At 64.5% G+C, this 24,104-nt stretch carries 31 protein-coding genes; 22 read left to right on the top strand and 9 right to left on the bottom strand.

The window, feature by feature from the left end; genetic code table 11:
- The first annotated feature begins 31 nt into the window (after positions 1–31).
- The 5 genes from msrA to galU all read left to right on the top strand — a co-directional run bounded on the left by msrA (position 32) and on the right by galU (position 3,916).
- Positions 32–568: a peptide-methionine (S)-S-oxide reductase MsrA gene (gene msrA, locus ACREBX_RS04360; RefSeq protein ID WP_431560529.1), complete on the top strand. Its 537-nt coding sequence runs from the start codon at positions 32–34 to the stop codon at positions 566–568.
- Positions 569–707: 139 nt separating this feature from the next.
- A complete protein-coding gene (locus ACREBX_RS04355; RefSeq protein ID WP_431560528.1) occupies positions 708–1,247 on the top strand; it encodes a YfiR family protein in 540 nt (179 codons plus the stop codon).
- The gene (locus ACREBX_RS04350; RefSeq protein ID WP_431560527.1) at positions 1,244–2,470 is read left to right on the top strand and encodes a diguanylate cyclase; all 1,227 of its coding nucleotides are present in this window, start codon (positions 1,244–1,246) and stop codon (positions 2,468–2,470) included. Before ACREBX_RS04355 ends, ACREBX_RS04350 begins: the two co-directional genes overlap by 4 nt.
- A 19-nt stretch (positions 2,471–2,489) precedes the next feature.
- Positions 2,490–2,990 (top strand): OmpA family protein, encoded by a 501-nt coding sequence (locus ACREBX_RS04345; protein ID WP_431560526.1) that lies wholly within the window; start codon positions 2,490–2,492, stop codon positions 2,988–2,990.
- Positions 2,991–3,052: 62 nt separating this feature from the next.
- Positions 3,053–3,916, top strand: coding sequence for a UTP--glucose-1-phosphate uridylyltransferase GalU (gene galU, locus ACREBX_RS04340; RefSeq protein ID WP_431560525.1), 864 nt, complete (start codon positions 3,053–3,055; stop codon positions 3,914–3,916).
- A 36-nt stretch (positions 3,917–3,952) separates the two neighbouring features.
- On the opposite strand, the gene aqpZ is transcribed toward galU, so the two are convergent.
- Both aqpZ and ACREBX_RS04330 read right to left on the bottom strand, forming a co-directional pair.
- A complete protein-coding gene (gene aqpZ / locus ACREBX_RS04335) occupies positions 3,953–4,675 on the bottom strand; it encodes an aquaporin Z (protein ID WP_431560524.1) in 723 nt (240 codons plus the stop codon).
- Positions 4,676–4,775: 100 nt separating this feature from the next.
- Positions 4,776–6,062 carry a methyl-accepting chemotaxis protein gene (locus ACREBX_RS04330; RefSeq protein WP_431560523.1) on the bottom strand — a complete coding sequence of 429 codons (1,287 nt, stop codon included), beginning with the start codon at positions 6,060–6,062 and terminating at the stop codon, positions 4,776–4,778.
- Between the two features lie 180 nt (positions 6,063–6,242).
- Here ACREBX_RS04330 and ACREBX_RS04325 point away from each other — a divergent pair, with 180 nt between their 5' ends.
- Positions 6,243–6,548: a hypothetical protein gene (locus ACREBX_RS04325; RefSeq protein ID WP_431560522.1), complete on the top strand. Its 306-nt coding sequence runs from the start codon at positions 6,243–6,245 to the stop codon at positions 6,546–6,548.
- Positions 6,549–6,661: 113 nt separating this feature from the next.
- Here the strand turns inward: ACREBX_RS04325 and ACREBX_RS04320 are convergent, their stop codons facing one another.
- The gene (locus tag ACREBX_RS04320; RefSeq protein WP_431560521.1) at positions 6,662–7,330 is read right to left on the bottom strand and encodes a S24 family peptidase; all 669 of its coding nucleotides are present in this window, start codon (positions 7,328–7,330) and stop codon (positions 6,662–6,664) included.
- Between the two features lie 136 nt (positions 7,331–7,466).
- Here ACREBX_RS04320 and ACREBX_RS04315 point away from each other — a divergent pair, with 136 nt between their 5' ends.
- Together ACREBX_RS04315 and ACREBX_RS04310 are read left to right on the top strand one after the other, a co-directional pair.
- The gene (locus tag ACREBX_RS04315; RefSeq protein WP_431560520.1) at positions 7,467–7,730 is read left to right on the top strand and encodes a hypothetical protein; all 264 of its coding nucleotides are present in this window, start codon (positions 7,467–7,469) and stop codon (positions 7,728–7,730) included.
- Positions 7,727–8,053: a hypothetical protein gene (locus ACREBX_RS04310; protein WP_431560519.1), complete on the top strand. Its 327-nt coding sequence runs from the start codon at positions 7,727–7,729 to the stop codon at positions 8,051–8,053. The genes ACREBX_RS04315 and ACREBX_RS04310 overlap by 4 nt, the downstream gene beginning before the upstream one ends.
- Here the strand turns inward: ACREBX_RS04310 and ACREBX_RS04305 are convergent.
- Both ACREBX_RS04305 and ACREBX_RS04300 read right to left on the bottom strand, forming a co-directional pair.
- Positions 8,050–8,898 carry a hypothetical protein gene (locus tag ACREBX_RS04305; protein WP_431560518.1) on the bottom strand — a complete coding sequence of 283 codons (849 nt, stop codon included), beginning with the start codon at positions 8,896–8,898 and terminating at the stop codon, positions 8,050–8,052. The genes ACREBX_RS04310 and ACREBX_RS04305 overlap by 4 nt on opposite strands.
- 56 nt (positions 8,899–8,954) lie before the next feature.
- On the bottom strand, positions 8,955–10,160 hold the full coding sequence (locus ACREBX_RS04300) for a TIGR04063 family PEP-CTERM/XrtA system glycosyltransferase (RefSeq protein ID WP_431560629.1): 1,206 nt from the start codon (positions 10,158–10,160) through the stop codon (positions 8,955–8,957).
- Between the two features lie 105 nt (positions 10,161–10,265).
- On the opposite strand from ACREBX_RS04300, the gene ACREBX_RS04295 reads away from it, so the two are divergent.
- The 10 genes from ACREBX_RS04295 to ACREBX_RS04250 all read left to right on the top strand — a co-directional run bounded on the left by ACREBX_RS04295 (position 10,266) and on the right by ACREBX_RS04250 (position 18,362).
- Positions 10,266–10,391: a hypothetical protein gene (locus ACREBX_RS04295; protein WP_431560517.1), complete on the top strand. Its 126-nt coding sequence runs from the start codon at positions 10,266–10,268 to the stop codon at positions 10,389–10,391.
- Positions 10,384–11,721, top strand: a complete 1,338-nt coding sequence (locus ACREBX_RS04290; RefSeq protein ID WP_431560516.1) for a putative O-glycosylation ligase, exosortase A system-associated — start codon at positions 10,384–10,386, stop codon at positions 11,719–11,721. Before ACREBX_RS04295 ends, ACREBX_RS04290 begins: the two co-directional genes overlap by 8 nt.
- Entirely contained in the window at positions 11,682–12,848 is a 1,167-nt protein-coding gene (locus ACREBX_RS04285; protein WP_431560515.1) for an acyltransferase family protein, read from the top strand. Before ACREBX_RS04290 ends, ACREBX_RS04285 begins: the two co-directional genes overlap by 40 nt.
- A 59-nt stretch (positions 12,849–12,907) precedes the next feature.
- A complete protein-coding gene (locus tag ACREBX_RS04280; RefSeq protein ID WP_431560514.1) occupies positions 12,908–13,918 on the top strand; it encodes a DNA topoisomerase IB in 1,011 nt (336 codons plus the stop codon).
- Between the two features lie 126 nt (positions 13,919–14,044).
- Positions 14,045–15,145, top strand: a complete 1,101-nt coding sequence (locus tag ACREBX_RS04275; protein ID WP_431560513.1) for a mechanosensitive ion channel family protein — start codon at positions 14,045–14,047, stop codon at positions 15,143–15,145.
- Between the two features lie 95 nt (positions 15,146–15,240).
- A complete protein-coding gene (locus tag ACREBX_RS04270; protein WP_137891928.1) occupies positions 15,241–15,699 on the top strand; it encodes a MaoC family dehydratase in 459 nt (152 codons plus the stop codon).
- A gap of 13 nt (positions 15,700–15,712) precedes the next feature.
- Positions 15,713–16,267, top strand: a complete 555-nt coding sequence (locus tag ACREBX_RS04265; protein ID WP_431560512.1) for a carboxymuconolactone decarboxylase family protein — start codon at positions 15,713–15,715, stop codon at positions 16,265–16,267.
- 2 nt (positions 16,268–16,269) lie between these two features.
- Positions 16,270–17,451: an acetyl-CoA C-acyltransferase gene (locus ACREBX_RS04260; RefSeq protein WP_431560511.1), complete on the top strand. Its 1,182-nt coding sequence runs from the start codon at positions 16,270–16,272 to the stop codon at positions 17,449–17,451.
- A gap of 16 nt (positions 17,452–17,467) precedes the next feature.
- Positions 17,468–18,052, top strand: a complete 585-nt coding sequence (locus ACREBX_RS04255) for a carboxymuconolactone decarboxylase family protein (protein ID WP_431560510.1) — start codon at positions 17,468–17,470, stop codon at positions 18,050–18,052.
- A 19-nt stretch (positions 18,053–18,071) separates the two neighbouring features.
- Complete coding sequence (locus ACREBX_RS04250; protein ID WP_431560509.1) at positions 18,072–18,362, top strand: putative quinol monooxygenase; 291 nt, start codon at positions 18,072–18,074, stop codon at positions 18,360–18,362.
- Positions 18,363–18,443: 81 nt separating this feature from the next.
- Here the strand turns inward: ACREBX_RS04250 and ACREBX_RS04245 are convergent, their stop codons facing one another.
- Positions 18,444–18,929, bottom strand: coding sequence for a hypothetical protein (locus ACREBX_RS04245; protein WP_431560508.1), 486 nt, complete (start codon positions 18,927–18,929; stop codon positions 18,444–18,446).
- Between the two features lie 81 nt (positions 18,930–19,010).
- On the bottom strand, positions 19,011–19,481 hold the full coding sequence (gene soxR / locus ACREBX_RS04240; protein ID WP_431560507.1) for a redox-sensitive transcriptional activator SoxR: 471 nt from the start codon (positions 19,479–19,481) through the stop codon (positions 19,011–19,013).
- An 83-nt stretch (positions 19,482–19,564) separates the two neighbouring features.
- Between soxR and ACREBX_RS04235 the strand changes: the two genes are divergently transcribed.
- From ACREBX_RS04235 to ACREBX_RS04225, 3 genes are all read left to right on the top strand, one after another.
- Complete coding sequence (locus tag ACREBX_RS04235; protein WP_431560506.1) at positions 19,565–19,960, top strand: VOC family protein; 396 nt, start codon at positions 19,565–19,567, stop codon at positions 19,958–19,960.
- Between the two features lie 64 nt (positions 19,961–20,024).
- Positions 20,025–20,489, top strand: coding sequence for a pyridoxamine 5'-phosphate oxidase family protein (locus ACREBX_RS04230; protein ID WP_431560505.1), 465 nt, complete (start codon positions 20,025–20,027; stop codon positions 20,487–20,489).
- A gap of 40 nt (positions 20,490–20,529) precedes the next feature.
- The gene (locus tag ACREBX_RS04225; RefSeq protein ID WP_431560504.1) at positions 20,530–20,922 is read left to right on the top strand and encodes a hypothetical protein; all 393 of its coding nucleotides are present in this window, start codon (positions 20,530–20,532) and stop codon (positions 20,920–20,922) included.
- On the opposite strand, the gene ACREBX_RS04220 is transcribed toward ACREBX_RS04225, so the two are convergent.
- Complete coding sequence (locus ACREBX_RS04220; RefSeq protein WP_431560503.1) at positions 20,919–21,920, bottom strand: dipeptide epimerase; 1,002 nt, start codon at positions 21,918–21,920, stop codon at positions 20,919–20,921. The genes ACREBX_RS04225 and ACREBX_RS04220 overlap by 4 nt on opposite strands.
- Before the next feature lie 24 nt (positions 21,921–21,944).
- Here ACREBX_RS04220 and ACREBX_RS04215 point away from each other — a divergent pair, with 24 nt between their 5' ends.
- A complete protein-coding gene (locus tag ACREBX_RS04215; RefSeq protein WP_431560502.1) occupies positions 21,945–22,340 on the top strand; it encodes a YkvA family protein in 396 nt (131 codons plus the stop codon).
- Between the two features lie 308 nt (positions 22,341–22,648).
- On the opposite strand, the gene ACREBX_RS04210 is transcribed toward ACREBX_RS04215, so the two are convergent.
- Positions 22,649–23,881: a polyhydroxyalkanoate depolymerase gene (locus ACREBX_RS04210; protein ID WP_431560501.1), complete on the bottom strand. Its 1,233-nt coding sequence runs from the start codon at positions 23,879–23,881 to the stop codon at positions 22,649–22,651.
- Between the last annotated feature and the right edge of the window lie 223 nt (positions 23,882–24,104).

Raw genomic sequence — 24,104 nt, 5'->3', positions numbered from 1 at the left:
ATTCCACTTCCTCCCAGCAAGGATCGACGCCATGACCCGTGTGACCGCCATTTTCGCCGGAGGCTGCTTCTGGTGCACCGAAGCCGTGTTCCAGTCGCTCAGCGGTGTCGAGGGCGTCGAGAGCGGCTACATCGGCGGCACCGTCGAGAATCCGACCTACAAGCAGGTTTGCAGCGGCGACACCGGCCACGCCGAGGCGATCCGCATCACCTTCGATCCCGCCGTCATTTCTTACGACGACCTGCTCGACGTCCATTTTGCGACGCACGATCCGACGACGCTCAACCGCCAGGGCAATGACATCGGCACCCAGTATCGCAGCGCCCTCTTCCCGCTCGATGCCGCGCAGGCCGATGCCGCGCGCGCCGGAATCACACGCGCCGCTGCCGATTGGCCCGCATCCATCGTTACTACGATCGAGAGTGCGTCCCAATGGTATCCGGCCGAAGATTACCACCAAGCCTATTGGGACGGCGAAGGCCAGCGTAATCCCTATTGCATGGCGGTGATCCCGCCGAAGCTGGCCAAATTGCGCAAGGGATTCAGTGACCGTTTGCGCGCCGAATAGACGAGGTTGAATCGATGCGGCCGCTGTTTCTATTTGGCCGCATGACGTCACTTTTCATTGACTTTCCAATTGTTTTGACTAGCGGACGCGCCTTCGCTGGGGCAGGATGCCCCTGAAACGCAGTTGGGGGCGCGGCCAGGTGCTGGCATCACTGTTTCTGATCGGCGCGTTGGTAACGACGCCCCAGATGTCGGTTCAAGCCGCAAGCCAGACCGCTGTCGAAGACGGGTCGGGCGGGATGACGCGCGCCGTCAACCGGATGGTGGGCGGCATCGTCAGCTATGCGCGCTGGCCCCATGGTTCGGCGGCGGCAGCCCGGACGATGTGCGTGGTTGGCGCGCCGCGGCTGGCCGATCGCATGGCGCCCGATGTTCCGGGGCCCGGCTCGGTCACGGTCCGCCGGGTGACCACCGCCACCGTCACCCCCGAGTGCGATATCTTGTTCCTCGGCCGGATGCCCGTCGCCGATCGCCGGCAGCTTATCGCCTGGGTGCGCGGCCGCGCGGTCCTGACCATCACCGACGATGACGCCGCATGCATCTATGGCGCGATGTTCTGTCTCAGCAACAAGGCGGCGAGCATCAGCTTTTCGGTCAATATCGACGCGATCGGGCGCGGCCCGCTGCGTATCGATCCGCGCGTCCTGCGCATCGGCGGCGGCGAAGAGGGCGCGTCATGACCGGCCCGAACCCCACGCCCCCGGTCGAACGCATCGGCACCCGCACAACGCTGCAAAAACTGCTGTCGCGCTTTCATTTCGGGATCACCCTGTTCGCGGTCGCGCTTTCGGGCCTGACCATCCTGCTCGCCGGGGTAACCGCGCTGCGCGGCTATGCCGATCGCAATATGGAACTCGCCGCCAAATTGGGCGCCTACGGCGTCGAACCGGCGCTGGTGTTCAACGATCCGCAGGCGGTCCGCGAAGGGTTGGAACCCTTGACCCGCATTCCCGGCATTGCCCGCTTGCGCGTGCTCAACGATGTCGGCCGACCGGTCACCGAATGGACCTCGCCGGCCCCCGACCCGGCGCCGGCCTTGACCCGCATTTTCTTTCCCCGTCCTTTCGCCGTCACGGTTCAGCGCAACGGATCGGCGATCGGAACGATCGAGGTGTGGGGCGATAGTTCGACATTGATCGATTATGTCCGTCTGGGCCTGCTCGCCGGTCTCGGCTGCCTGCTCATCACGGCGTTCGGCACCATCTTCCTCGCGCGGCGATTCGAATATGAGCTGGTCAAGCCATTGAACGAGATCGCCACCGTTGCCCATGACGTGCGCCTGCATCGCCGGTTCGACAAACGGGTTCAGCCGCTCGGCATTGCCGAGCTCGACCGGCTGGGCGGCGACATCAACGCCCTGCTCGACGAACTGCAGGGCTGGCAGGGTCATATGGAAAGCGAACGCGCGGCGCTGGCGCACCGCGCCACGCACGACACGCTGACCGCGATGCCCAACCGCGATGCCTTTGACGAACAGCTGGAGGAACGCATCCGGAAGGCCGAGGGTCGTGGCGACCGCTTTGCCCTGCTTTTCATCGACGCCGACAACTTCAAGGCGGCGAATGACAATTTCGGCCATGCCGCGGGCGACACCGTGCTCGTCGCGCTATCGGCCTGTATCAAGGAAACACTTCGCAAGGGCGATTTCGCGGCACGGATCGGCGGGGACGAGTTTATCGTCATCATCGACCCGCTGGGCACCGAAGCCGTCCCCGACGATCTGGCGAACCGGATCCGGGCCTGCGTGTCGCAGCCGGTCGCGCTGCCGGGCGGCGAAACCTATCGCGCGGCGGTCAGCGTCGGCGTCGCGGTCTTTCCCGACGATGGCACCAACGCCACCGCGCTGCTCACCGCAGCCGACGCCGCCATGTATGCCGACAAACTGATCAACCGTTCCAGATGACGACCAGCGGAGTGACGCCGTGACATTTGATTTCCCCCGATCGATCCGGACTCTTTTCCTCATCGGCTTCGCCGCGTTGCTCGCGGCGTGCCAAAGCGTGCCGCCGACCACCGGTTTCACCCCGGTACAAATTGCCGCCCTCCAGTCGCAGGGCTTTGTTGAAGACGGTCCCGGGTGGATGCTGAGCATGCCCGAACGGCTGCTTTTTCCGTCGAACGAAAGCAGCGTGTCGCCCGATCAGCAACAGCGGATCAGCGATATCGCCGCCAAGCTCGTCTCGGTGGGCATCGCGACCGCGCGGATCGAAGGTCATACCGATTCGACCGGCACGTCGGCCTATAATCTGACGCTGTCGCAGGCGCGCGCCGAGGCCGTCGCGGCGCCGATGCAGGCGGGCGGCATGCGGTTTACCGCGGACCAGGTCGTCGGTCGCGGCGAGACCTTGCCACTGTCGAGCAATACGACAGCGGACGGCCGCCAGGACAACCGGCGCGTGGTCGTGATCGTCACGCCGCAGTAAAGCGTCTGAAGACAGCGACCTCGCGCTTTTCTTGAACGGCGTTCGCGGCTAAGCCGTCGTCCATGAAACCGATCCGCAAAGCCGTTTTCCCCGTCGCCGGCCTCGGCACCCGCTTCCTTCCCGCGACCAAGGCAATCCCCAAGGAGATGCTGCCCGTCGTCGACCGGCCGCTGATCCAATATGCGGTCGACGAAGCGCGCGAGGCGGGGATCGAACAGATGATCTTCGTCACCGGGCGCGGCAAAAGCGCGATCGAGGATCATTTCGACGTCGCCTTCGAACTCGAAAAGACGATGTCCGAACGCGGCAAGGATCTGTCGGTGCTCGAACCGACGCGCCTCGGACCCGGTGCGTGCGCCTATGTCCGCCAACAGGAACCGCTCGGGCTGGGCCACGCGATATGGTGCGCGCGCGACATCGTCGGCGACGAACCCTTCGCGATCTTCCTCCCCGACGAATTCATGCACGGATCGCCCGGCTGCATGAAGCAGATGGTCGACGCGTATCAAAGGGTCGGCGGCAATCTGATCTCGGTGCTCGAAGTGCCGCACGAACAGGTGTCGAGCTACGGCGTGATCGCGCCCGGCATGCGTGATGGGGCGCTGACCGAAGTCCACGGCCTGGTCGAAAAGCCGCCGGTCGCCGAAGCGCCGTCGAACCTGATCATTTCGGGCCGCTACATCCTGCAGCCCGAGGTGATGCGCGTGCTCGAAAAACAGGAAAAGGGCGCTGGCGGCGAAATCCAGCTGACCGACGCAATGGCGACAATGATCGGCAACCAGCCCTTCCACGCCGTCACCTTCGACGGCGCGCGCTATGACTGCGGGTCGAAGGCCGGATATATCCAGGCAAATCTGGCGGTCGCGCTCGAACGGCCCGACATGGCGGCCGAAGTGCGCGCTTTTGCGATCGATCTACTGAAATAGGAGCGGCGGAGGCTCTGGCCCCCGCCGTCCCGGCGCTTATTCGCCTTCGATATTCGGTTTCGGGAAGCTGTCGGCCCCGAGCGTCTTGTAGAGCAGCCCGCCGATCAGTCCGCCGACAATCGGGGCAGCCCAGAACAGCCACAATTGCTGCAGAGCGAGCCCGCCGACGACAAGCGCGGGACCGGTGCTGCGCGCCGGATTGACCGAGGTGTTGGTCACCGGGATCGAGATGAGGTGGATCAGCGTCAGCGCCAGGCCGATCGCGATCGGAGCGAAGCCGGCAGGCGCACGCCCGTCGGTCGATCCCATGATGATCCACAGGAAGAAGGCGGTCAGCACGATCTCGATGATCAATGCCGACGTGATATCGTAATTGCCTGGCGAACCCGCGGCATAGCCATTGGCGGCGAGGCCATTTGCCATATCGAATGTCGGGCTGCCCGCAGCGACATGATAGAGCAGGAACGCCGCGACGATCGCACCCAGAACCTGTGCAATGACATAAAGCGGAATATCGCGCGCGTCGAACCGCCCGCCCGCCCACAGACCCACGGTGACCGCGGGATTGAGGTGACAGCCTGAAATATGGCCGATCGCATAGGCCATGGTGACAACCGTCAGACCGAAAGCGAAAGAGACGCCGAGCAGTCCGATCCCGACATCGGGAAATGCCGCGGCAAGAACGGCGCTGCCGCAACCGCCGAAGACAAGCCAGAAAGTGCCGATAAATTCGGCCAGACCCTTTTGGATATTCGTCATGATGACCCTCCTCCCCGCCGGCGGCCTCTGACGCCCCCGGCGCGAGTATCATCCTATCAGGGCTGCGCGAACGGGCAAGCCCTTGTCTGGCCATGACGAATCAGGCGGCCGCGACCGCCTCGACGAAGTGACGCGCGCGCTGGTGGAGCGACAATGCCGCCTCGGTCAGCCCGGCGGACAATTTGCCCAGCGCCTGCGCACCATCGCCGACGGCGGTCGCGCCGTGCCCGATCTCGCGAACACGCGCGTCGATTTCGCGGCCCGCGAAGACCGCCTGTTCTACATAGCTCGCGATCGTCAGCGTCGTCGCGCTCTGTCCGTCAACCGCGTGGTCGATCGCGTCGGAAAAACCGTTGTTGGCGTCGATCGCCTTCTCGACCTCTTCAAATCCCGCCGCGACCTGTTCCACGATGTCGCGGATCCGGTCGACATATTGGGTGATGTCACCCGCGGCGGCACGCGTCTGGCTGGCCAGCGTCTTAACCTCCGACGCAACGACCGCAAAGCCGCGGCCGGCGTCGCCGGCGCGCGCTGCCTCGATCCCCGCGTTGAGCGCGAGCATGTTGGTACGGCTCGCCATGTCGATGATCAACGCGAGCATCTGTTCAATCGACTGGCTCGCCGTTTTCAAGGCGATCGATCGATCGCTGGCCTGTTTGATCTTGCGATGCGCATCGCCGCGAACCGTGCGGGCGCGCGATCCGTCGTCGACGATCTTCGCCATGGTCGCGGCGAGCGCGTGGCCGCGGTCGCCGAGGTCCTGCAGCCCGGCGAGCGTCTGCGCCGTCGCGCCCGCGACGGTTACCGCGTCGCGCCCCGTTTGCTGCGCGCGTTCGGACAGCGTGCCCGCAACCGCCTCGACCTTGCGCGCCATCTCGGACAGCGCGCCGGTAAGCGCGGTGATGTCCTGCTGGAATTGCCGCCCCGCATCGTCGATCTGCGTCGTGCGCGCCGTACGTTCCTGTGCCAATTCGACCTCGCGCAACATCGCCAACTTGGCGAGCTGGCTGCTGTCGAGCGTCTCGACGAACCGCCCTGCCCGGACGAGGATCAGTTCTTGCTGCCCCGGCGACTGCGCCACGATGCGCAGCAGGTCGGGCGTCGACCGCGCAACGTCGGCGACGGGGCATGGTTCGATCATCGATGCGATCGAGCCGCCGATCGTCGGATTCTGCATCAGCGAAAACCAGAAGGGACAGAAGAGCAATTCGCGCACCCGCTGTTCGCGGATGATGCCCACCGGCCGGTCTTCGCCATCGACCACGGCAAGCGCGCGGAGCTGCGGATTGCCGCGAAACAGGTCGATGACCTGTGACATATGCGCGTCGGCGCCGATCGCGGACGCGTGGCCCGGCGATGGCGTAAAGGCATATCCCATGGCGTTCATCGATCTCTCTTCAATCTGCGACCTTGTTCGCGCTCCGACCTAAAGTGACTTGGTAAACACCGCTTTAACCATTTATTTCAGTGATGTGACACGCTGGCCGCGCGTGGCGCCAATCCGTCGCAATATCCTGTTCAGATCGCGGCGGTTATGCGATGGGGCATCATCGGCGAGGAGAAGAAAATGCGCGTTCTAATCTTGGCGGTCATGGCCGCCCCCCTGCTCGCCGGCTGCATCAGCGCGGTCAAGACGGTCGTCACCGCGCCGGTGAAAGCCGTCGGCCAGGTCGCCGACTGGTCGACGACCAGCCAGGACGAATCCGATCGCAACCGCGGCCGTGAAATGCGCAAGCGTGAGGAACAGATGGGCAAGCTGTCGCGCCAGCGCGACAAAGCGGCCGAGAAATGCCGCGACGGCAACGAAGATCAATGCCAGCGCGCCGAAGTGCTGGAGCATGAGATCGAGGCGGTGATGGCGGCGCCGCGTTAAAATCGATCGCGGCACCAGCCCGCTCCCCCACCCGGCGTCCCACAGAGTAAACTGGATTGGGAGGCCGGGTGGGGGAGCGGGCTGGTGCCGCCTTCGCCGTCAGGCGAAAACAGTCACCGCACCCGCCGGCCCGTCCATACGACGCGGCCGACCAGTTGCACCGACGTCATCGGCAGATCATCCCAACTGCGATAATGCGGATTGTCGCTGATCACCGAAATGCGGCCCTGCCCCGGCGCGCGTGCGACGCGCTTCACCATCAGCACATCGTCCATCCGCAGCACATAGATGCCGTCGCGCAGCCGCGCCGCCGCGTCGCCGCCATCGACCAATATATCGTCGCCATCGTCGAGCGTCGGCGCCATCGAATCGCCCTCGACGCGAATGATGCTGAGCGCGCGCGGATCGGCACCCAGATCACGTAGCCATTTGGGGTCGAACGCGACCTCACCCTCAACGGCTTCGCCATCGACGCTGGCGCCCGCGCCGGCCGAGGCGCCGATCGCCAGTTTCGGCACCAATATCATTCCGGGTCCCCGCGCCCGCGCCGGGGTCGCGACACGCTGAACCGGCCCGCCCAGCATCGCTTCGGACACGCCGAGATAGGCCGCGATGCGCGCGCGATCCTGCTCAGCCAGCCGCCGCGGCGAACCGCGTTTGATATATTGCTGGATATAGGCGGGGTTGCGCCCGATCACCTGCGAGATGCGTGCATAGTCGAGCCCCCTTTCAGTCAAGAGGCGGTCAAGCGCGGCGCGCGGATCCTGATCGAAATCGGCCATAGGTCGCTGGGGGCTGGTCCTTCCTATTTCGTCTCTAGCAAACGGATTTTTCCTAGACAAGTAGGAAAATGAGCATCAAATAGGAAATATCCTATCGGGTGAGTCGCCCGGTTTCAGCGCGATCAGGGAGGAATTTATGGAGCGCAGCCTGCTGCAACGGATCGAGGCATTCCTGAAGGAATCGGCGATGCCGCCGAGCGTATTCGGCCGCGCCGCCGCGCACGACCCGCGTCTCGTCGGCGATTTGCGCGGGGGGCGCGAGCCGGGGCTCGACCTGATATGCCGCCTGGAACATTTCATGAACAAATGGCGCGCCGACCGGCGCGCGGGCCAGGTCGCGCCGCAGGGCGACCGGCGAACCCGCGCCTTTCGCCGCATCGAGATGGGAGCACGGGCATGATGCGCTGGTCTCCTGCCTTACCGCCGCGTCCCGGTTGTCCGCATCGGCGGCTCCGCCATCTGCTTGTCCGCGAATTGCCGCATGGTCTGGCGCCGGGCGCATCGACTTTTCGCCCCTGGGCGAGCGCGAGTTTCGTTGGCGCGCGTCACCTGTTCCCGTGTGTGCTCGCGGCCGGCGATGGCGAGGCGGTCCGCCGCGCGCTGCACGACCGGTTGAACGCGGCCGAATGGACGCTCCCCGGACATATCGTCGCCGATGTCGTAGTGGAATGCGGGGCCGATCCGCAGACGCTGCGCATCGAAATATTGACGGTCGAGGATTAGCCGACCGACTGGCGCGTCATCCGCTGCAAGGTGCTGAGCGCGGCTTCGAGCGCGAAGTCGACCTCGGGCTCCTCGGCTTCCGCGCCTTCCGCGCTTTCGGGCACCGGAATCGCCGCGGTCGAAGCGGGCGCGGCCTGCTGGCGACGCGTGAGCCCCGCTTCGAAACGCGCGACCATCGCGCCGAGCGATTTGTCGGCGGGGTCGGGCATCGGTGGCGGCGACGTCATCACGGCGGGTTGCAGCCAGGGCGCCTCGCCGTCGAATTCCTCTTCGGGCGCAAGATCGGCGAGCACGAGTTCATCACCTTCATCGCCTTCGTCGGCTTCGGCTTCGTCCAACCACAGGTCGGACGCAGCCGGTTCGACAATAGCACTTCCGTCGAGTCCGCCCGCCGGCAGATCGCGTCCCGCGCGGATCGGCGGGCGCGGCGGATCGTCGGGGTGCAGGTCGACGCGGCGGCGCGTCAGCACCGGTTCGTCATCGCTCGTTTCGTCATCGCTCGTTTCGTCACGGGCGCGGCGAAAACGGTCGCGCAACGAAGACAATCCTGCCGCTTCGGGCTTTGCGATCAGCAACGCAACGAGGCCCGCTATCAGCGCAGCGACCGCCGACATGCCGAAGGCAAGCGCCAGCCGCCCGCCATTGCCGATCGGCTGCACGAAAAGGTCGGAGAGGCGGTCGAGATAGAGGTTCCAGCTGATCCCCGCGACCCACGAAAAGGGCATCACGGCGGCGAACAGGAAGGTGAGCGCCGCAGCGCCGATCACCGCCGGAATCGCGGGCTGGAGCGCGCGCAGCAGCGCGGTCGCTGTCGCCTTGACCCGATTCTCGCTGATTTCTTCCATATCGTCCCAAATCCATCGGCCCACCGGCCATTTGTCGTCACTTCGAATCGCGGCGCTCATGCACCGCGCAGCAATCGCTGGTAAACCGGCTCGTAACGTAAAATGTTTGATGACCAGTTACGATGACTTTCCACAAAAATACGTGCTGTCCGCCGTCGCTCCGGCCACATTTCCCTATTTTGCAGCAGCTTGGCAAGCGCGCCAGCGACGGCAACGGGATCGTCGGGCGCGAACAGGGTGCCCGTGGCGCCGTCCTCGATCAGCTCGCGATGACCACCGACGTCGGACGCGGCAACCAGCTTGCCCTGCGCCATCGCCTCGAGCGGCTTCAGCGGCGTGACCAGATCGGTCAGCCGCATTTTCTTGCGCGGATAGGCGAGAATATCGATCAGCGAATAATAGCGCTCGACTTCCTGATGCGGCACGCGGCCGACGAAATGGATGTGCGCGGCGGCAGGCGACGCCGCCGCCTGCGCTTTCAGCGCCGCCTCCATCGGCCCGCCACCGACAAGAAGCAGCCGCGCATTCGGTTGCGCCGCGACCAGCGCGGGCATCGCGGCGATCAGGTCGTCGATCCCCTCATAATCGTAAAAGCTGCCGATATAGCCGATCACCGCGTCGTCGGTCGCGAGGCCCAGCGTGTCGGCAAGCGCATCGTCGCGGGGCCTCGGATCGCCAAACAGCTCAAGATCGACACCGTTCGGCGACACGGTGATTTTGTCCGCGTCGATGCCGCGCGCAATCAAATCGCCGCGCAGCCCTTCGCAGATCACCGCGACCGCGTCGGCCGATTTCACGGCATGGGTTTCAAGCTGTTTGGTCAACCAATAGCGCAAACTGCCTTCGCGCCCGGTGCCGTTGCCGACCGACGCATCCTCCCAGAAGGCGCGAATTTCATAGATGACCGGGATGTCGAGTTTCTTGCCGACGCGCAGCGCCGCGAGCCCGTCGAGCACGGGCGAATGCGCATGCAGCACGTCGGGTTTCCATTCCCTCGCCAGCGCCGCGACGCGCTTCGCCAGCGCCCCGATCTCGCGCCACTCGCGGATCGGCGCGCGCGCGGGCGCAATCGGCGGGGTGCGATAGAAGGTCAGCCCGTCAACCGTCTCGCCGTCCGGACCCGGCTCGGGATGCCGCACGCCGGTCACCCCCGCAACTTCCCAGCCCTTCGCCACCTGCGCCTTCATCAGCGCGCGGGTGCGAAAGGTGTAGCCGCTGTGCGCGGGCAAGCTATGGTCGAGGACGTGCAAAATTCGGGTCATCATGCAGGGCTTTGACAGACAAGGCTTAACGCGGCGTCAACCCCAATAGCGTAGGCAACGCCTTATATGGTCGACAATTTTTCCCTTGGCTTGACGCACGTTCTGATGGCGATCGCGCTCTGGCGCCTGCTCTATCGCGACGATCTCGATCGCGAGGTCAGCCCGCGCCTGCTGTGGCAGCAACGCCGCGACGCTGAACATGCCGAACAGGATGCCCGCCCCGATGCGTGACATCGCGTTCGTCGCCTTTCTGTTCGCCTTCATCGGGATCGGCTTCAGGAAGCCATTCCTGTTCGTGCTGTGCTTTTGCTATATCGACATCGTCGCGCCGCAGCGCCTGAGCTATTTCCTGATCAACTCGATCCCGGTTTCACTGATCGTCTTCGGGCTCGCGATCGCCGGCTGGCTCGTGGCCGACGACAAGAAGGACACACGCTGGTCGGGGCGGCAGACTTTGCTCGTGATGCTCCTCTTCTATTGCTGGATGACGACCATCAATGCCGATTTCCCCGTCGAGGCTGCGGACAAGTGGAGCTGGGTGTGGAAGGCGCTGATCTGGGCGATCTTCCTTCCGCTGACGCTGCGGACGAAGCTGCGGATCGAGGCGCTGGCGCTGATGCTGCTGCTCTCGGCGGCGGCGATCGCGATCGCGGGCGGCATCAAGACCGCAGCGGGCGGCGGGGGTTATGGCACGCTTCGGTTGCTGCTGAGCGAAAATTACGGGCTTTACGAGGGCAGCACCATGTCGTGCGTCGCCATATCGATCATCCCGCTGATCCTGTGGTATCGCCGCCACGGGACGATCTTTCCGCCCGACCGGATGGTGTCGGTCTTCTGCTTCGCGCTGGTCTTCGCCTGCACCTTGCTGCCTGTCGGCACCCAGGCGCGCACCGGGCTGATCTGCCTCTTCGTGCTCGCGCTGCTGTCGCTGCGCGCGGTCAAGCACCGCCTTCTCTACATCGCGGGCGCCGGGCTGCTCGCGGCCGCCGCTATCCCCTTCCTGCCGCAAAGCTACACCGACCGGATGGAAACGATCCGCGGCTACAAGTCCGACCAGTCGGCTTCGACGCGCGTCGCGGTGTGGGCGTGGACCTGGGACTATGCGAAGGACAATCCCATGGGCGGCGGCTTTAACGCCTTTCTTCAAAATCGCGTGCGCGTCGAAAAGGAAGCGAGCCGCGCCGACGAGACCGCGAGCGTTTATGAGGAAGAGTCGCGCGCCTATCACTCCAGCTATTTCGAGATGCTGGGCGAGCAGGGCTATCCGGGAACCGCCATGTGGTTGCTCCTTCATTTCGCGGGGCTGGTGCAGATGGAGCGGATTCGGCGGCGCTACCTGAAAACGCGGCGCGGCGAAGAGCAATGGATCGCCCCGCTCGCGACCGCGCTGCAGCACGGCCATATCGTCTATCTGGTCGGGTCGCTGTTCGTCGCCATCGCCTTCCAGCCCTTCATCTACATGATGCTGGCGCTCGAGATCGGGCTGACGACCTATTGCCGCCGCCGCGAGAAGGAAGCAGGATGGCGGCCGCTGACCCCGCGCCGGGTGGTGACTGCGTGAGCGTCGCCGCCATGCCGCGTCAGATGCTGCCGACCCTCACCGGGCTCCGCGGGGTCGCGGCGCTGATGGTTCTGCTCTACCATATCCGCAGCGCGATGGGGGGCTTCCTGCCCGAACGGGTTATTGCTGTGCTGGCCGAGGGCTATCTCGCGGTCGACCTGTTCTTCGTGCTGTCGGGGTTCGTGCTATGGTGGACCTATGGCGCCGAGTTCCGCGATCAGGGTATCCGCGCCGCGCCGCGCTTCATCATACGGCGATTTGCCCGCATCTTCCCGCTCCACCTCGCGATCCTGTCGGCGATGGTCCTGTTCGCGGTGGCGCTGCTGGTCAGCGGGCGCGACCCTGGCGCGCATTACAGCTTCGCCGAGCTGCCGGCGCATTCTCTGCTGGTCCAGAATTGGGGGTTCGGCAACGGGCTGACATGGAACGATCCGGCGTGGTCCATCTCAACCGAATGGGCGGCCTATTTATTGCTGGCGGTCGCGGGCGGCTGGCTGACCCGGCTGCCGCGAGGCGCGTGGAGCTTCCCTCCGTTGATCATCGCGATGGCCACCGGTCTGGGATGGTGGTTCGCGGCAACCGGCCGCACGAGCATCGGCGACGATATTCCGGCGACCGGGCTGCTACGCTGTCTCGTTGAATTCGGCATCGGTATCCTTCTTTGCCAATGGTGGACGGCGCAGCGCGAAAGGCCCCACGGCACGGCGATAATCTATGGCACCGCGCTGGGCCTCGTTGGCGCCGCGGCGCTCCTGTTCGGGGTGGCCGGATCGCAGCCGGCGGCCGTGCCGCTGATCATGACCGCTGTCGTCATCCTTGCGCTGCAGGCATCGACGGCGCCGCGGCCGCTCTTGTCAGGCCGGATCGCACAATGGCTGGGGGACATCAGCTATGCCGTTTATCTGTCGCATTTCTTCTTGTGGATCCTCTTCAAGCTTTTCTTCGTCGACGATCCGGCGCTGGTCCATCCGGCCAAGATTCTGGCTTTCATCCTGTTGACGCTGGCCGCGTCGCACCTTCTCCATATCGCGCTCGAGGTGCCGGGGCGGCGTATCGCCCAGCGCGCCGGCGATCGCCTGCTCGCCGCACCGCGCACCATCTTCGCCACGGGTCGTAGCGAGACCTGACCCGCGGAAGCCGCATCACGATCGGGGAACCATCGGCGGCGACGAGGCGCTATTGCTCCATGTCCGCACCGCGCCTTGTCCATGTCGACGACAGCCTGCCCGGCATCAGCCGCGAGCGTTCGGGCGTCGGCTGGCGCTATCGCGACGCCAAGGGAAAGACCATCCGCGACCGCGACGAGATCGACCGCCTCAACGCGATCGCGCTGCCGCCGGCGTATGAGGATGCGTGGTTCTGCCCCGCGCCGAACGGCCACATCCTCGCGACCGGCTATGACGCGCGCGGTCGTAAGCAATATCGTTATCACCCCGATTTCCGCATGGCGCGCGAGGCCGACAAATATGACCGCTGCGCCGCCTTTGGCCATGCGCTGCCGTTGCTGCGCGCGCGCCTCGTCGACGATCTGAACCGCCGGACGCTCTGCTCCGAACGTGTCGTCGCGGCGGTCGTGCGCCTGCTCGACCTTGCCGCGCTGCGCGTCGGGAACGAACAATATGTCGCGGCGAACAAAAGCTTCGGCGCGACGACGCTGCGCCAGCGCCATGCGAAGCTGTCGGGCAAGACGCTCCGCCTCAAATATATCGCCAAGGGCGGCGCCAAGAAGGAAGTGACGATCAGCGACCACAGCCTCACCACGCTGGTGCGCCGGCTCCAGGACCTGCCCGGCCAGAATCTCTTTCAATATGAGGATGACGACGGCCTCTGCGCCGTCGCGTCCGAAGATGTGAACGCCTATATCCGCGAGGCGATGGGCGGAGATTTCAGCGCCAAGCATTTCCGCACCTGGTCGGCGAGCGTCGAGGCTTTCGCCTTCCTTTACGACGCGCCGGAGCCGCCGACCTTGAAGGCGATGCTCGAACATGTCGCGGGCCGCCTCGGCAACACCCCCGCAATCGCGCGCAAAGCCTATGTCCACCCCGCGATGCTCGCCGCGGCACAAGCGCGCGAAGACTTTGCCGCGGCTGTCGGAAACCTGCCGCGCGCGACGCGCTATCTTTCGCGTTACGAACGTGGATTTTTGACCTATCTGGAGCAGGCGCCCGCGGCCGCGGTGCTGCTCCAATCCGCCTGATCCGACCCAAGAGGACCTGACCTGACTTTCTCCCTGCTCACCGCCGCGACCACCGCCGCCCCGAAAGCCGCGCCTGCAAGGGCGGCCGCGACCAATCCGATCGACGACCTCCAGCGCTATTGGGACATGAGCGTCACATGGGTAAACAGCCACTGGCTGCAGATCGGCATCGCGATCGGTGCGGGCTTGCTCATCTATTTCGTCCTGTCGATGGTTCGCGGCTTCGCGCTCAAGCACGCGCAGTCGGCCGCAGGCGAAATGACGTTGACCCACATCGCCGGACGCGTGATCCACAAGACCAAGTCATCCGTGCTCGCGATCATCGCGATCCGCATGGTCGCCGGTTATGCGCAGCCGCCCGCCGTGATCATGCAGATGATCCAGTTCGTCTTTACCGTCGCGGTCGTGCTGCAGGTCGCAATCTGGGCGCGCGAGATCGTGCTCGGGCTGATCCAGCGCCGCGCCGCCGAGGGAAATAACGAGACGCTCAGCAACGCGATGGGCATTATCCGCCTGCTGATCAGCATCGCCTTGTTCGCGATCGCGGCGATCGTCATCCTCGACAATATGGGGGTCAACGTCACCGGCCTGATCGCCGGCCTCGGCATCGGCGGCATCGCGATCGGCCTCGCCGCGCAAGGCATTTTCTCCGACCTCTTCGCCTCGCTATCGATCATCTTCGACCGGCCGTTCCGCGTCGGCGAGACGATCAAATATGACACGAGCACCGCGACGGTCGAACGCATCGGGCTCAAAAGCACGCGCCTGCGTTCGCTCAACGGCGAATTGCTGGTGATCTCGAACACCAATTTGCTGAGCAAGGAGATCACCAACTTCGCGCATCTCCACCGCCGCCGGATCACCTTCCGGATCGGCGTGATCTATCAGACGACACCCGAAATGCTGCGCGACCTGCCGGCGTTGCTCGAGGCGCAGGTCGTCGCCGGCGGCCAGGAATTCATCCGGTCGAGCTTCCTGACCTTCGGGCCGTCGAGCCTCGATTTCGAATTGCTCTTCGACGTGTTCAGCGACGAGTTCGACGTCGTCGCCGCGGCGCGGACCGATATCGGCATCCGGCTGTTCGAAGCGATGGCAAAGGCCGGATACGAGTTCGCCTATCCGACGCAGACGACCTTTACCGCGGCGCCCGACGGGACCATGATCATGCCCTATTCCGAGTCTCCAAAGCCAAAGGCGGCGGCGGCAAAGGCAGCAAAGCCCGGCTGACGCTACGGCGCCGCGGCTGCAGGGCTTGGCTCTTGTGCAACGCGGCAAGAGATGCCTAGAACGCGCCCCGAACCAGCAATTTCAGGGGATGACATATGGCCACCATCACGCCGCAGGAACTGCAGACCAAGGTCGGCGAGCATCTCGGCACGTCGGACTGGGTGCTCGTCGATCAGGAGATGATCAACAAGTTCGCCGACGCGACGGGCGACCACCAGTTCATCCATATCGACGAGGAAAAGGCGAAGCTGACGCCGTTCGGCGGCACGATCGCGCACGGCTTCCTCACCCTGTCGCTGATGCCACTGCTCGGCGCGAGCACCGACGGCCCCAAGGTCGGCGGCGTCAAGATGGGCGTCAATTACGGCTGCAACAAAGTCCGCTTCCTCTCCCCTGTCCGCTCGGGCAAGCGCGTGCGCAGTCATGTGAAGCTGCTCGAGCTCGAGGAAAAGCGCCCCGGCCAGTGGCAGCAGACCAATGAAGTCTCCGTCGAGATCGAAGGCGAGGAAAAGCCCGCCCTGATCGCCGAATGGATCAGCCAGTTTTTCGTTTGAAGGAATCCGCCCAGTGGCGCGCATCGCCCCCTTGACGAAGCCCTACCCCGACGAATTTGCGCAGCGCATGGCGATCCTGATGCGCGGCGCCGAACCGCTCGCCCTGTTCACCACCCTTGCTACCAACGATCGGGCCTGGGGCAAGTTCACCGGCGGTTCCTTGCTCGACAAGGGCAGCCCGCTGTCGATGCGCCAGCGCGAGATTGTTATCGACCGGGTCACCGCACGTTGCGGCTGCGAATATGAATGGGGCGTCCATATCGCGGGCTTTGCTGCGCACGTCGGCCTGACCGCACAGCAGGTCCATGCCACCGTGCATGGCGCGGCCGACGACCCGGCCTGGCCCTCGGACGAACAGGTACTGATCGCAACGGTCGATGCCCTGCTCGACCACAAGAAACTGGACAATGCGCAATGGACCGCGCTGCGCGCGCTTGTCGATGAAGTGCAAGCGCTCGAGATCGTCCAGCTCGTTGCCTTTTATCACGGCGTGTCGCTGATCTGCGGCGCGCTCGACCTCCCTTTGGAAAGTAACGCGGCGCGATTCCCGGCCGCCATAGGAGATTAATCATGCGTGACGCCGTCATCGTTTCCACCGCCCGCACCCCGCTGACCAAGGCGGGACGCGGTTCGTTCAACAACACTCTCGCCCCGACGCTGGGTGCGCATGCGGTCCGCGCCGCGGTCGAGCGCGCCGGCATCGAAGGCGGCGAAATCGACGATGTCGTCTTCGGCGCGGCGATGCAGCAGGGTTCGCAGACGATGAACGTCGCGCGCCTCATCGCGCTGCGCGCTGGCCTGCCCGTCACCGTCCCCGGCATGTCGATCGACCGCCAGTGCTCGTCGGGCCTGATGACGATCGCGACCGCCGCGAAGCAGATCATCGTCGACCGCCAGGACATCGCGGTCGCCGGCGGCATCGAGAGCATCTCCAAGGTCAGCGGCAGCGGCAAGATATTCATCGAGACCGACGCCGAGCTGATCGCGATGCACAAGGACACCTATATGCCGATGATCGGCACCGCCGAAGTCGTCGCGAAGCGTTACAATATCAGCCGCGAACTGCAGGACGAATATTCGTTCCAGTCGCAGCAGCGCACCGCCGCCGCGCAGGCGTCGGGCAAATATGACGACGAGATCGTCGCCTGCAAGGCGACCATGGCGGTGATGAACAAGGAAACGAAGGAAGTCACCTTCCAAGACGTCGTTGCCGACAAGGACGAGTGCAACCGCCCCGACACGACGCTCGAAGGGCTGTCGAGCCTGAAGCCGGTGATGGGCGAAGGCTTTTCGATCACCGCGGGCAACGCCAGCCAGCTCGCCGACGGCGCATCGGCCGCGGTGTTGATGGAAGCCAAGGTCGCTGAAAAGAAGGGCCTCCAGCCGCTTGGCCGCTATGTCGGCATGGCGGTCGCGGGCACCGAACCCGACGAAATGGGCATCGGCCCCGTCTTCGCGATCCCCAAGCTGCTCGAACGCTTCGATCTCAAGATGGACGACATCGGCCTCTGGGAACTCAACGAAGCTTTCGCCGTACAGGTTCTCTATTGCCGCGACCAGCTCGGCATCCCGAACGAACTGCTCAACGTCAACGGCGGCTCGATCTCGATCGGCCACCCGTTCGGCATGACCGGCGCACGCTGCGTCGGCCACGCGCTGATCGAAGGCAAGCGCCGCGGCGTCAAATATGCCGTCGTCACCATGTGCATCGGTGGCGGCCAGGGCGCAGCGGGCCTGTTCGAGGTCTTCTGATTTGCGAGCCCGTTAAGTGAGACTCAGTAAACCGCGTATCGAGCCGGTCGACCTCGACCGGCTCGATGCCGACCAGCGCACCGCGCTCGAGCCCTTCCTCGCCTCCGAAGGCGGCAAGGTCGGGGGCGGCAAGATCCTCAACATCTTCCGCACCCTTGCCCATGCGCCGAAAGCGCTCACCGCCTTCCTCGGCTGGGGCAATTATATCCTGTCGAAGCGGAGCGCGCTTTCCCCCCGCGACCGCGAACTCGTCATCCTGCGCACCGGCTACAACTGCCGCTCGGGTTATGAATGGACGCAGCACAAGCGTATCGGCCTCGACTGCGGGCTGACCGAAGACGAGATCGCGCGCATCAAATCCGGTCCCGACGCCGACGGCTGGAACGGTCTCGACCGCGCGATGCTCCGCGCGACCGACGAGCTCACCGCCAACCATTTCGTTACCGACGCAAGCTGGGCCGCGCTCGCCCCGCTCGGCGACAAGGGCCGCATGGACCTCGTCATGACCGTCGGCCAGTACACGCAGGTTTCGATGATTTTGAACAGCTTCGGCATCCAGGTCGAGGACGGCTGGACCGTCGACCCCGACCTCAATGCCTGAACCACAAGGGAGAGAATCCATGAGTGCCATCGGTGTAATCGCCACGCTGCGCGTCCAGCCCGGCAAGGAAGAGGCTTTTGAAGGCGTGTTCGCCGAACTCGCCGCCGCGGTGCACGCGGACGAGCCCGGCAACAGCTATTACAAGCTGTTCCGCACCAATGAGGCGGGCGTGTACAAGGTGCTCGAATGCTATGACAACGATGCCGCGGTCGAAGCACACCGCGCCTCGGACCATTTTCGCACTCTCGGCGCGAAGCTCGGCCCCTGCCTCGCCGGTGCGCCCGAGATCGAGCGCCTGGCTGCGGTTTGACGCGTCCGGAGCCGATCCTTCATTCATCGTCATCCCGGACTCGATCCGGGGTGACGATGAAAAATGAAGCAATGTCTGTCCTCAGCGCACGCGGTTGAAATAATTGGTCCGCATCGCGGGCACGCCTTGCTGCGTGAAATAGACGACCGTCTCGGTCATCGTCTTGCCGTCGGGCGAGACGGTGTAGGTGCGCATCGATCCAGGTTGCCCGCCGCGCGCGAGTGCGGTCACCATAACGCGCGGTTCGGGCAGCCGCGTCGCCGCCATGTCCGCCTCCAGATTGCCCTCGACCGGCGTCGCGGTGCCGTCGGGGACATAGGTCGAAATGGCCTCCACCGCCTTGCCGTCGGGCAGCACGACCTCCACCTTGGTCCGCCACTTGCCCGCGCCCGCATCGCTATAGGTGATCGTGACGCTCTTCGGACGCTCGGCAGGCGGCGTCGTCAGTTTCGCCGTATCGACCGCCCAGCTACCGAGCAGCGACGAGGTGGCTGACGTCTCGGCAAAAGCTGGCGCGCCTTGCATTGCGGCGACTGCGAACAGGATCGGGTAAAAAGCGTTCTTCATGATGCCTCTCCAGCCAAACGACAATTTCCGGCTTATGATGCTGTATAACATCACATTTCCATGCCTGTCGACCATGGAACATCAGCCGACCTCGGCTATTTCCCCCGACCGGTCGCCCAGCACATAGCGCGGCCCCGCGCCGCGCTGCGCGGCCTTGTCTTCGCGGTTGTAGAGGCCGCATTTCTTGAGCGAGAGGCATCCGCAGCCGATGCAATTGCCGAGCAGTTCGCGCGTGCGCTCAAGCGCCGCGATCTGCGCATCGATCCGCGCGCCGAGGCCGGTGCTGATCCGCGTCCAGTCGGCACCGTTCGGCGTCCGCCCGGCGGGAAGCTGCGCCAACTCGGCGGCAATCTCCTCCAGGCTCAGCCCCAGTTGCTGCGCGATGAGGATGAAAGACACGCGGCGGATGTCGGCGCGCAGAAAGCGGCGCTGGCCGCCGCCGGTGCGCAGCGCCTCGATCAGTCCCTTCGCTTCGTAAAAGCGGATCGCCGACACTGCGACCCCGGTGCGCGCCGCGAGTTCGCCGATCGCGATCAGGTCGGTCCGATGCATGATCCTCGCTCTCTTTTTTCGCTTGATCTCAACCTGACTTGAGCTTTCATAAGCCGTGCGTCAACGCGAATCAGGAGAGTAAAGTGACGTACCCCTTCATCGAGCATGTGAACCTGACGGTCAGCGACGCTGGCCGCACCGCTGGACTGATGTCCGCGATCTTTGGCTGGCACGAACGGTGGCGGGGCCGCGCCCGCGACGGCGGCACCGCAATCCATGTCGGCAGTGACCGTTCCTATCTGGCGGTCTACAGCGGACCCGACGGCAAATATGCCGGCGATCGCTACCCCCAGGGAGCCCCGCTTAACCATGTCGGGATCCAGGTCGATGATCTAGCCACGATTGAGGCGCGGGTCAAAGCCGTCGGCCTCACCACCTTCAACCATGACGATCACCCGCCCGGCCGCCGCTTCTATTTCCTCGACCACGACGGCATCGAATATGAAGTCTTCAGCTATGCAGAGCCGCAGCCGCGCTGAACCGGGCAACGACCGGACTTCGGCCGCGTTGATCGATCATCGGGGGGCACAAAGGAGCCAATCGATGAGCGACGATATCAAAAAGCAATTCTGGAAGGCGCTGGCCGACAGCCCCTATGTTATGGTCGGCGCGACCGGTGAGCGCGAGCATCATATCCCGATGAACGCACAGCTCGACAAGGATGCGAACAGCGCCTTCTGGTTCTTCACCGCAACCGACAACCGGCTTTCGGGCGGCGGCCCTGCGATGGCGCAATTCGCGTCGAAAGGCCACGACCTGTTCGCCTGTATAGCCGGTACGCTGGTGCAAGAAAGCGACCGCGCGGTGCTCGACAAATTGTGGAACAACAGCATCGCAGCCTGGTACGAAGGCGGCAAGGACGATCCGAAACTCGTCCTCTTGCGCTTCGATCTCGACAATGCCGAAATCTGGACCGCCGACCCCAGCATCAAGGGCCTGTTCAAGATGGCAACGGGCATGACGATGAAGGAAGGCGAACTCGGCCAGCACGCGGAGGTAGCGCTTTAGCATATCTGGACATGCGCCCATGCTCGGCTAAAAAGTCGCCATGGGCGCATGGCTTGAACGGCATTTTTCATGGCACGGCGAGACGAGCCGCGACGAATATCGTCGCTGGCTGCCGCTGGTTATCCCCGTCGAAATCCTGCTGCTCGCCGGGCTGTGGTTTTACGGCCACAACGGCACAATCCACTTCCCCTCGACATTATCCGGGGTAAGCCTCTTAGCGGTCGGCTTCGCCTATAGGATCGCTCTTTTCTTTCTTACGGCGCGGCGATTTCGGTCGGCAGGACTTTCGCGGGGATGGTTGTTCATCCCCTTCTTTACCATCAACATTCCCGTCGGCAGCCATTTTTGGAGCGTCGGAGCCACAATCACGCTGCTCACCATTTTGGCCGGGGCGACCGTCGAAGATTTGCGGGAGGAAGAACGCATCTACTAGACGCGTGGAGCGATCCGCCCCTCACGAAATTCGAACCCGCCCTCGCGGTCGCGCTCCAACAATGCGGGCCCGTCGAGATCCACCCAGCGGGCGCGCTGTGCGAGTACAAACGCCGGCGCGATCGCCAGGCTGGTCGACAACATGCACCCGACCATGATCGACAGCCCAGCGGCGTCGGCGGCGTCGGCAATCCGCAGCGCCTCGGTCAGCCCGCCCGCCTTGTCGAGCTTGATATTCACACCGTCGTAAAAGGCTCCGATCCGCGCGACATCGGCCGCCGTCTGACAGCTTTCGTCAGCCACAAAGGGAATGGGCGCATAGATCGGATCGAGCAGCGCGTCGGCACCCACCGGCACCGGCTGTTCGATCATTTCGACCCCCAGGTCTGCGAGCGCCTCGGCCTCGCTCAAAATGTCGATGTCGCGCCAGCTTTCATTGGCGTCGACGATCAGTCGCGCTTCGGGCGCGCCCTTGCGCACCGCCGCGACGCGCAGGCGGTCGCCTTCGCCGGTGAGCTTCAACTTCAGCAAACGATAGCCGTCGGCCTCGGCAGTCGCCGCCTGCTCCGCCATCGCGCCGGGGGTGCCGAGCGAGATGGTGAAAGCGGTGACACGCGATGTCGGCGCGCCGTCAGAGCCGGCAAGCTGCCAAAGCCTGAGACAGCGCTGCCGCGCCTCGAGATCCCATAACGCGCAGTCGAGCGCGTTGCGCGCCGCGCCGGGTGCCATGAGTTCCTGCACCGCGGCACGCGCCTCGGCAGCGCCCAGTTCGGCGATATGCGGCGCGACGCGCAAAATCTGATCGCGGCACCCCGCCGCATCCTCACCCAGATAATAGATCGGGGTGCCCTCGCCGCGCCCGAGCGCGCCCCCATCTCCTTTGGCGCCCTCGATTTCGGCGACGACGACATCGACATGCGTTTTGGCTCCGCTACTGATGACAAACTCGCCCGCGACCGGCCAGCGTTCGACACGCGCGCTTTTCAGTTGGATAGCCATGCAGGAAGGCTAGTGTAGATCGCGATGACCGGCAAATCCCTTTCGGAACGTATCGGCGACCTCGGCCACCGCCTCGCGGTCGAGGCGCACGCCGCCTGGCTCGCCGCGCGCGACCCGCGCGTGCCCTGGCTCGCGCGCCTGCTCGCGATTGCGGTCGCGGCCTATGCGCTGTCGCCAATCGACCTGATCCCCGACTTCATTCCGGTGCTGGGCTGGCTCGACGATTTGCTGATCGTGCCGCTCGGCCTGTGGGTCGTGCGCCGCCTGATCCCTCATCCGCTCTGGGCCGAACTTCACGCCGCGGCCGAAACCGCAAGCGAACGCCCGTCGAGCCGCGCCGGCATGGCGATCATCCTGCTGCTCTGGGCGGGACTACTGTATGTTGTTTACTGGTCGGTGCGGACGTCGCCCTGGCATTGAATACGGCGCGCCGAAGCAGTGTCGAACGTCCGCTATAGGGTGGGAAGCGGACGTTGCTTTCCCCACCTTCGTCATCCCGGACTTGATCCGGGATCCACAGCGGGGCCGTCGTCGTGGACCCCGGATCAAGTCCGGAGGTGACGGTGATGCGAATATCCTCCCTGTCGCGCAGCGATGGGGAGGGGGACCGTCGCCGCAGGCAATGGTGGAGGGGCCGCGACGTTAGCGCTAAAGCCCCTCCGTCAGCGCTTCGCGCTGCCACCTCACCATGCCTGCGGCACAGGGAGGATTACGGCAACTACCGATCGTTACCCGCCGTGCGCGCGGATCCATTTCTCAACGACCGGCGCAATCTCCTCGCGCCATTTGCGGCCGTTGAAAATGCCATAATGGCCGACGCCTTTGACCATCAGATATTTCTTCTGGTCCGCCGGCAGCGACTTCGCGATCGTCAGCGCGGCCTTGGTCTGGCCGATCCCCGAAATATCGTCGCGCTCGCCTTCGATCGCAAGGATCGCGATATCCTCGATCACCCCGACGTCGACCGGTTGGCCGCGGTGCGTCATCTCGCCCTTGGGCAGCAAGTGGCGCTGGAACACGACGTCGACCGTCTGCAGGTAGAATTCGGACGTCATGTCGCACACCGCGCGATATTCGTCGTAGAATTCCTTGGTCTTGTCGGCGCCTTCGCCGTCGCCGTCGACCAGATGTTTGAACATCTCCCAATGGCTCATCATGTGATTGCCAAGGTTCATCGACATGAAGCCCGCGAGCTGCAGGAAGCCCGGATAGACGCGGCGACCCGCGCCCGGATAATAGGCGGGAACGGTCGCGATCACATTTTCTTGGAACCAGGCGTGCGGCCGCGTCATCGCATGCTCGTTCACCGCGGTCGGCGCCTTGCGCGTGTCGATCGGGCCGCCCATCATCGTCAGCGTCCTGGGCCGGCACTTGTTCTTGTTTGCCGCCATGACCGCCGCCGCCGCAAGGCTCGGCACCGACGGCTGGCACACCGCGAGCATATGCGCGCCGGGGCCGATATGTTCGAGCCACGAGATCAGATAGTCTACATAATCGTCGAGATCGAACTTGCCCGCCTCCAGCGGCACGTTGCGCGCGTCGCGCCAGTCGGTGATCCACACGTCATGGCCGGGCAGCATACGCTCGACCGTGCCGCGCAGCAGCGTCGCATAATGGCCGGACATCGGCGCGACGATCAACAGCTTGGGGGCGGCGCCCGTTCCCTTTGACGACCCCTTATGCTTGAAATGCTTGAGCTGGCCGAAGGGCTTGCGCGCCTCGATCGCCTCGGTGACGCGCACCGTTTCGCCGTCGACGACGGTTTCGTACAGCTCGAATCCCGGCTTGCCGCGCGGCGCCGAGGCGTGCGCGAAGACTTCGAGCGCCGACGCGAACATCGGGCTACCGCTGAAATAGCCGAGCGGGTTCGCCGGATGCTGCATCACCTGCGCGCCCGCGGTGGCGAGCGCACTCGCCCCTGCGAGCCAGTTCTTCTGCATGTCAAAGGCGTGATAAAGCATGTTCAAATCGTTCCTTGCGTGACCCCGGCGGCGCTCTTCGGCGCCTGCGCATTGGTTAGCAGTCTAGGGGCTGATCCTCATTGTGCAATGCATCAAAATCGTTGCGAGGCGTGCCGAAGTCGAATATTCTGCGTTTCGCGGCGCATGATGCGCCGATGGAGTGAATATGTCTGAGATTGCGGGCAACCGCTAACATCCCGGCGTAATCGGGATGTGCGCAGCG

Origin of the sequence: Sphingopyxis sp., assembly GCF_050725655.1 — a bacterium.
Taxonomy (GTDB): Bacteria; Pseudomonadota; Alphaproteobacteria; order Sphingomonadales; family Sphingomonadaceae; genus Sphingopyxis.
The sequence above is the reverse complement of the archived record's forward strand: the minus strand, read 5'-3'. Positions and strand labels throughout refer to the sequence as shown.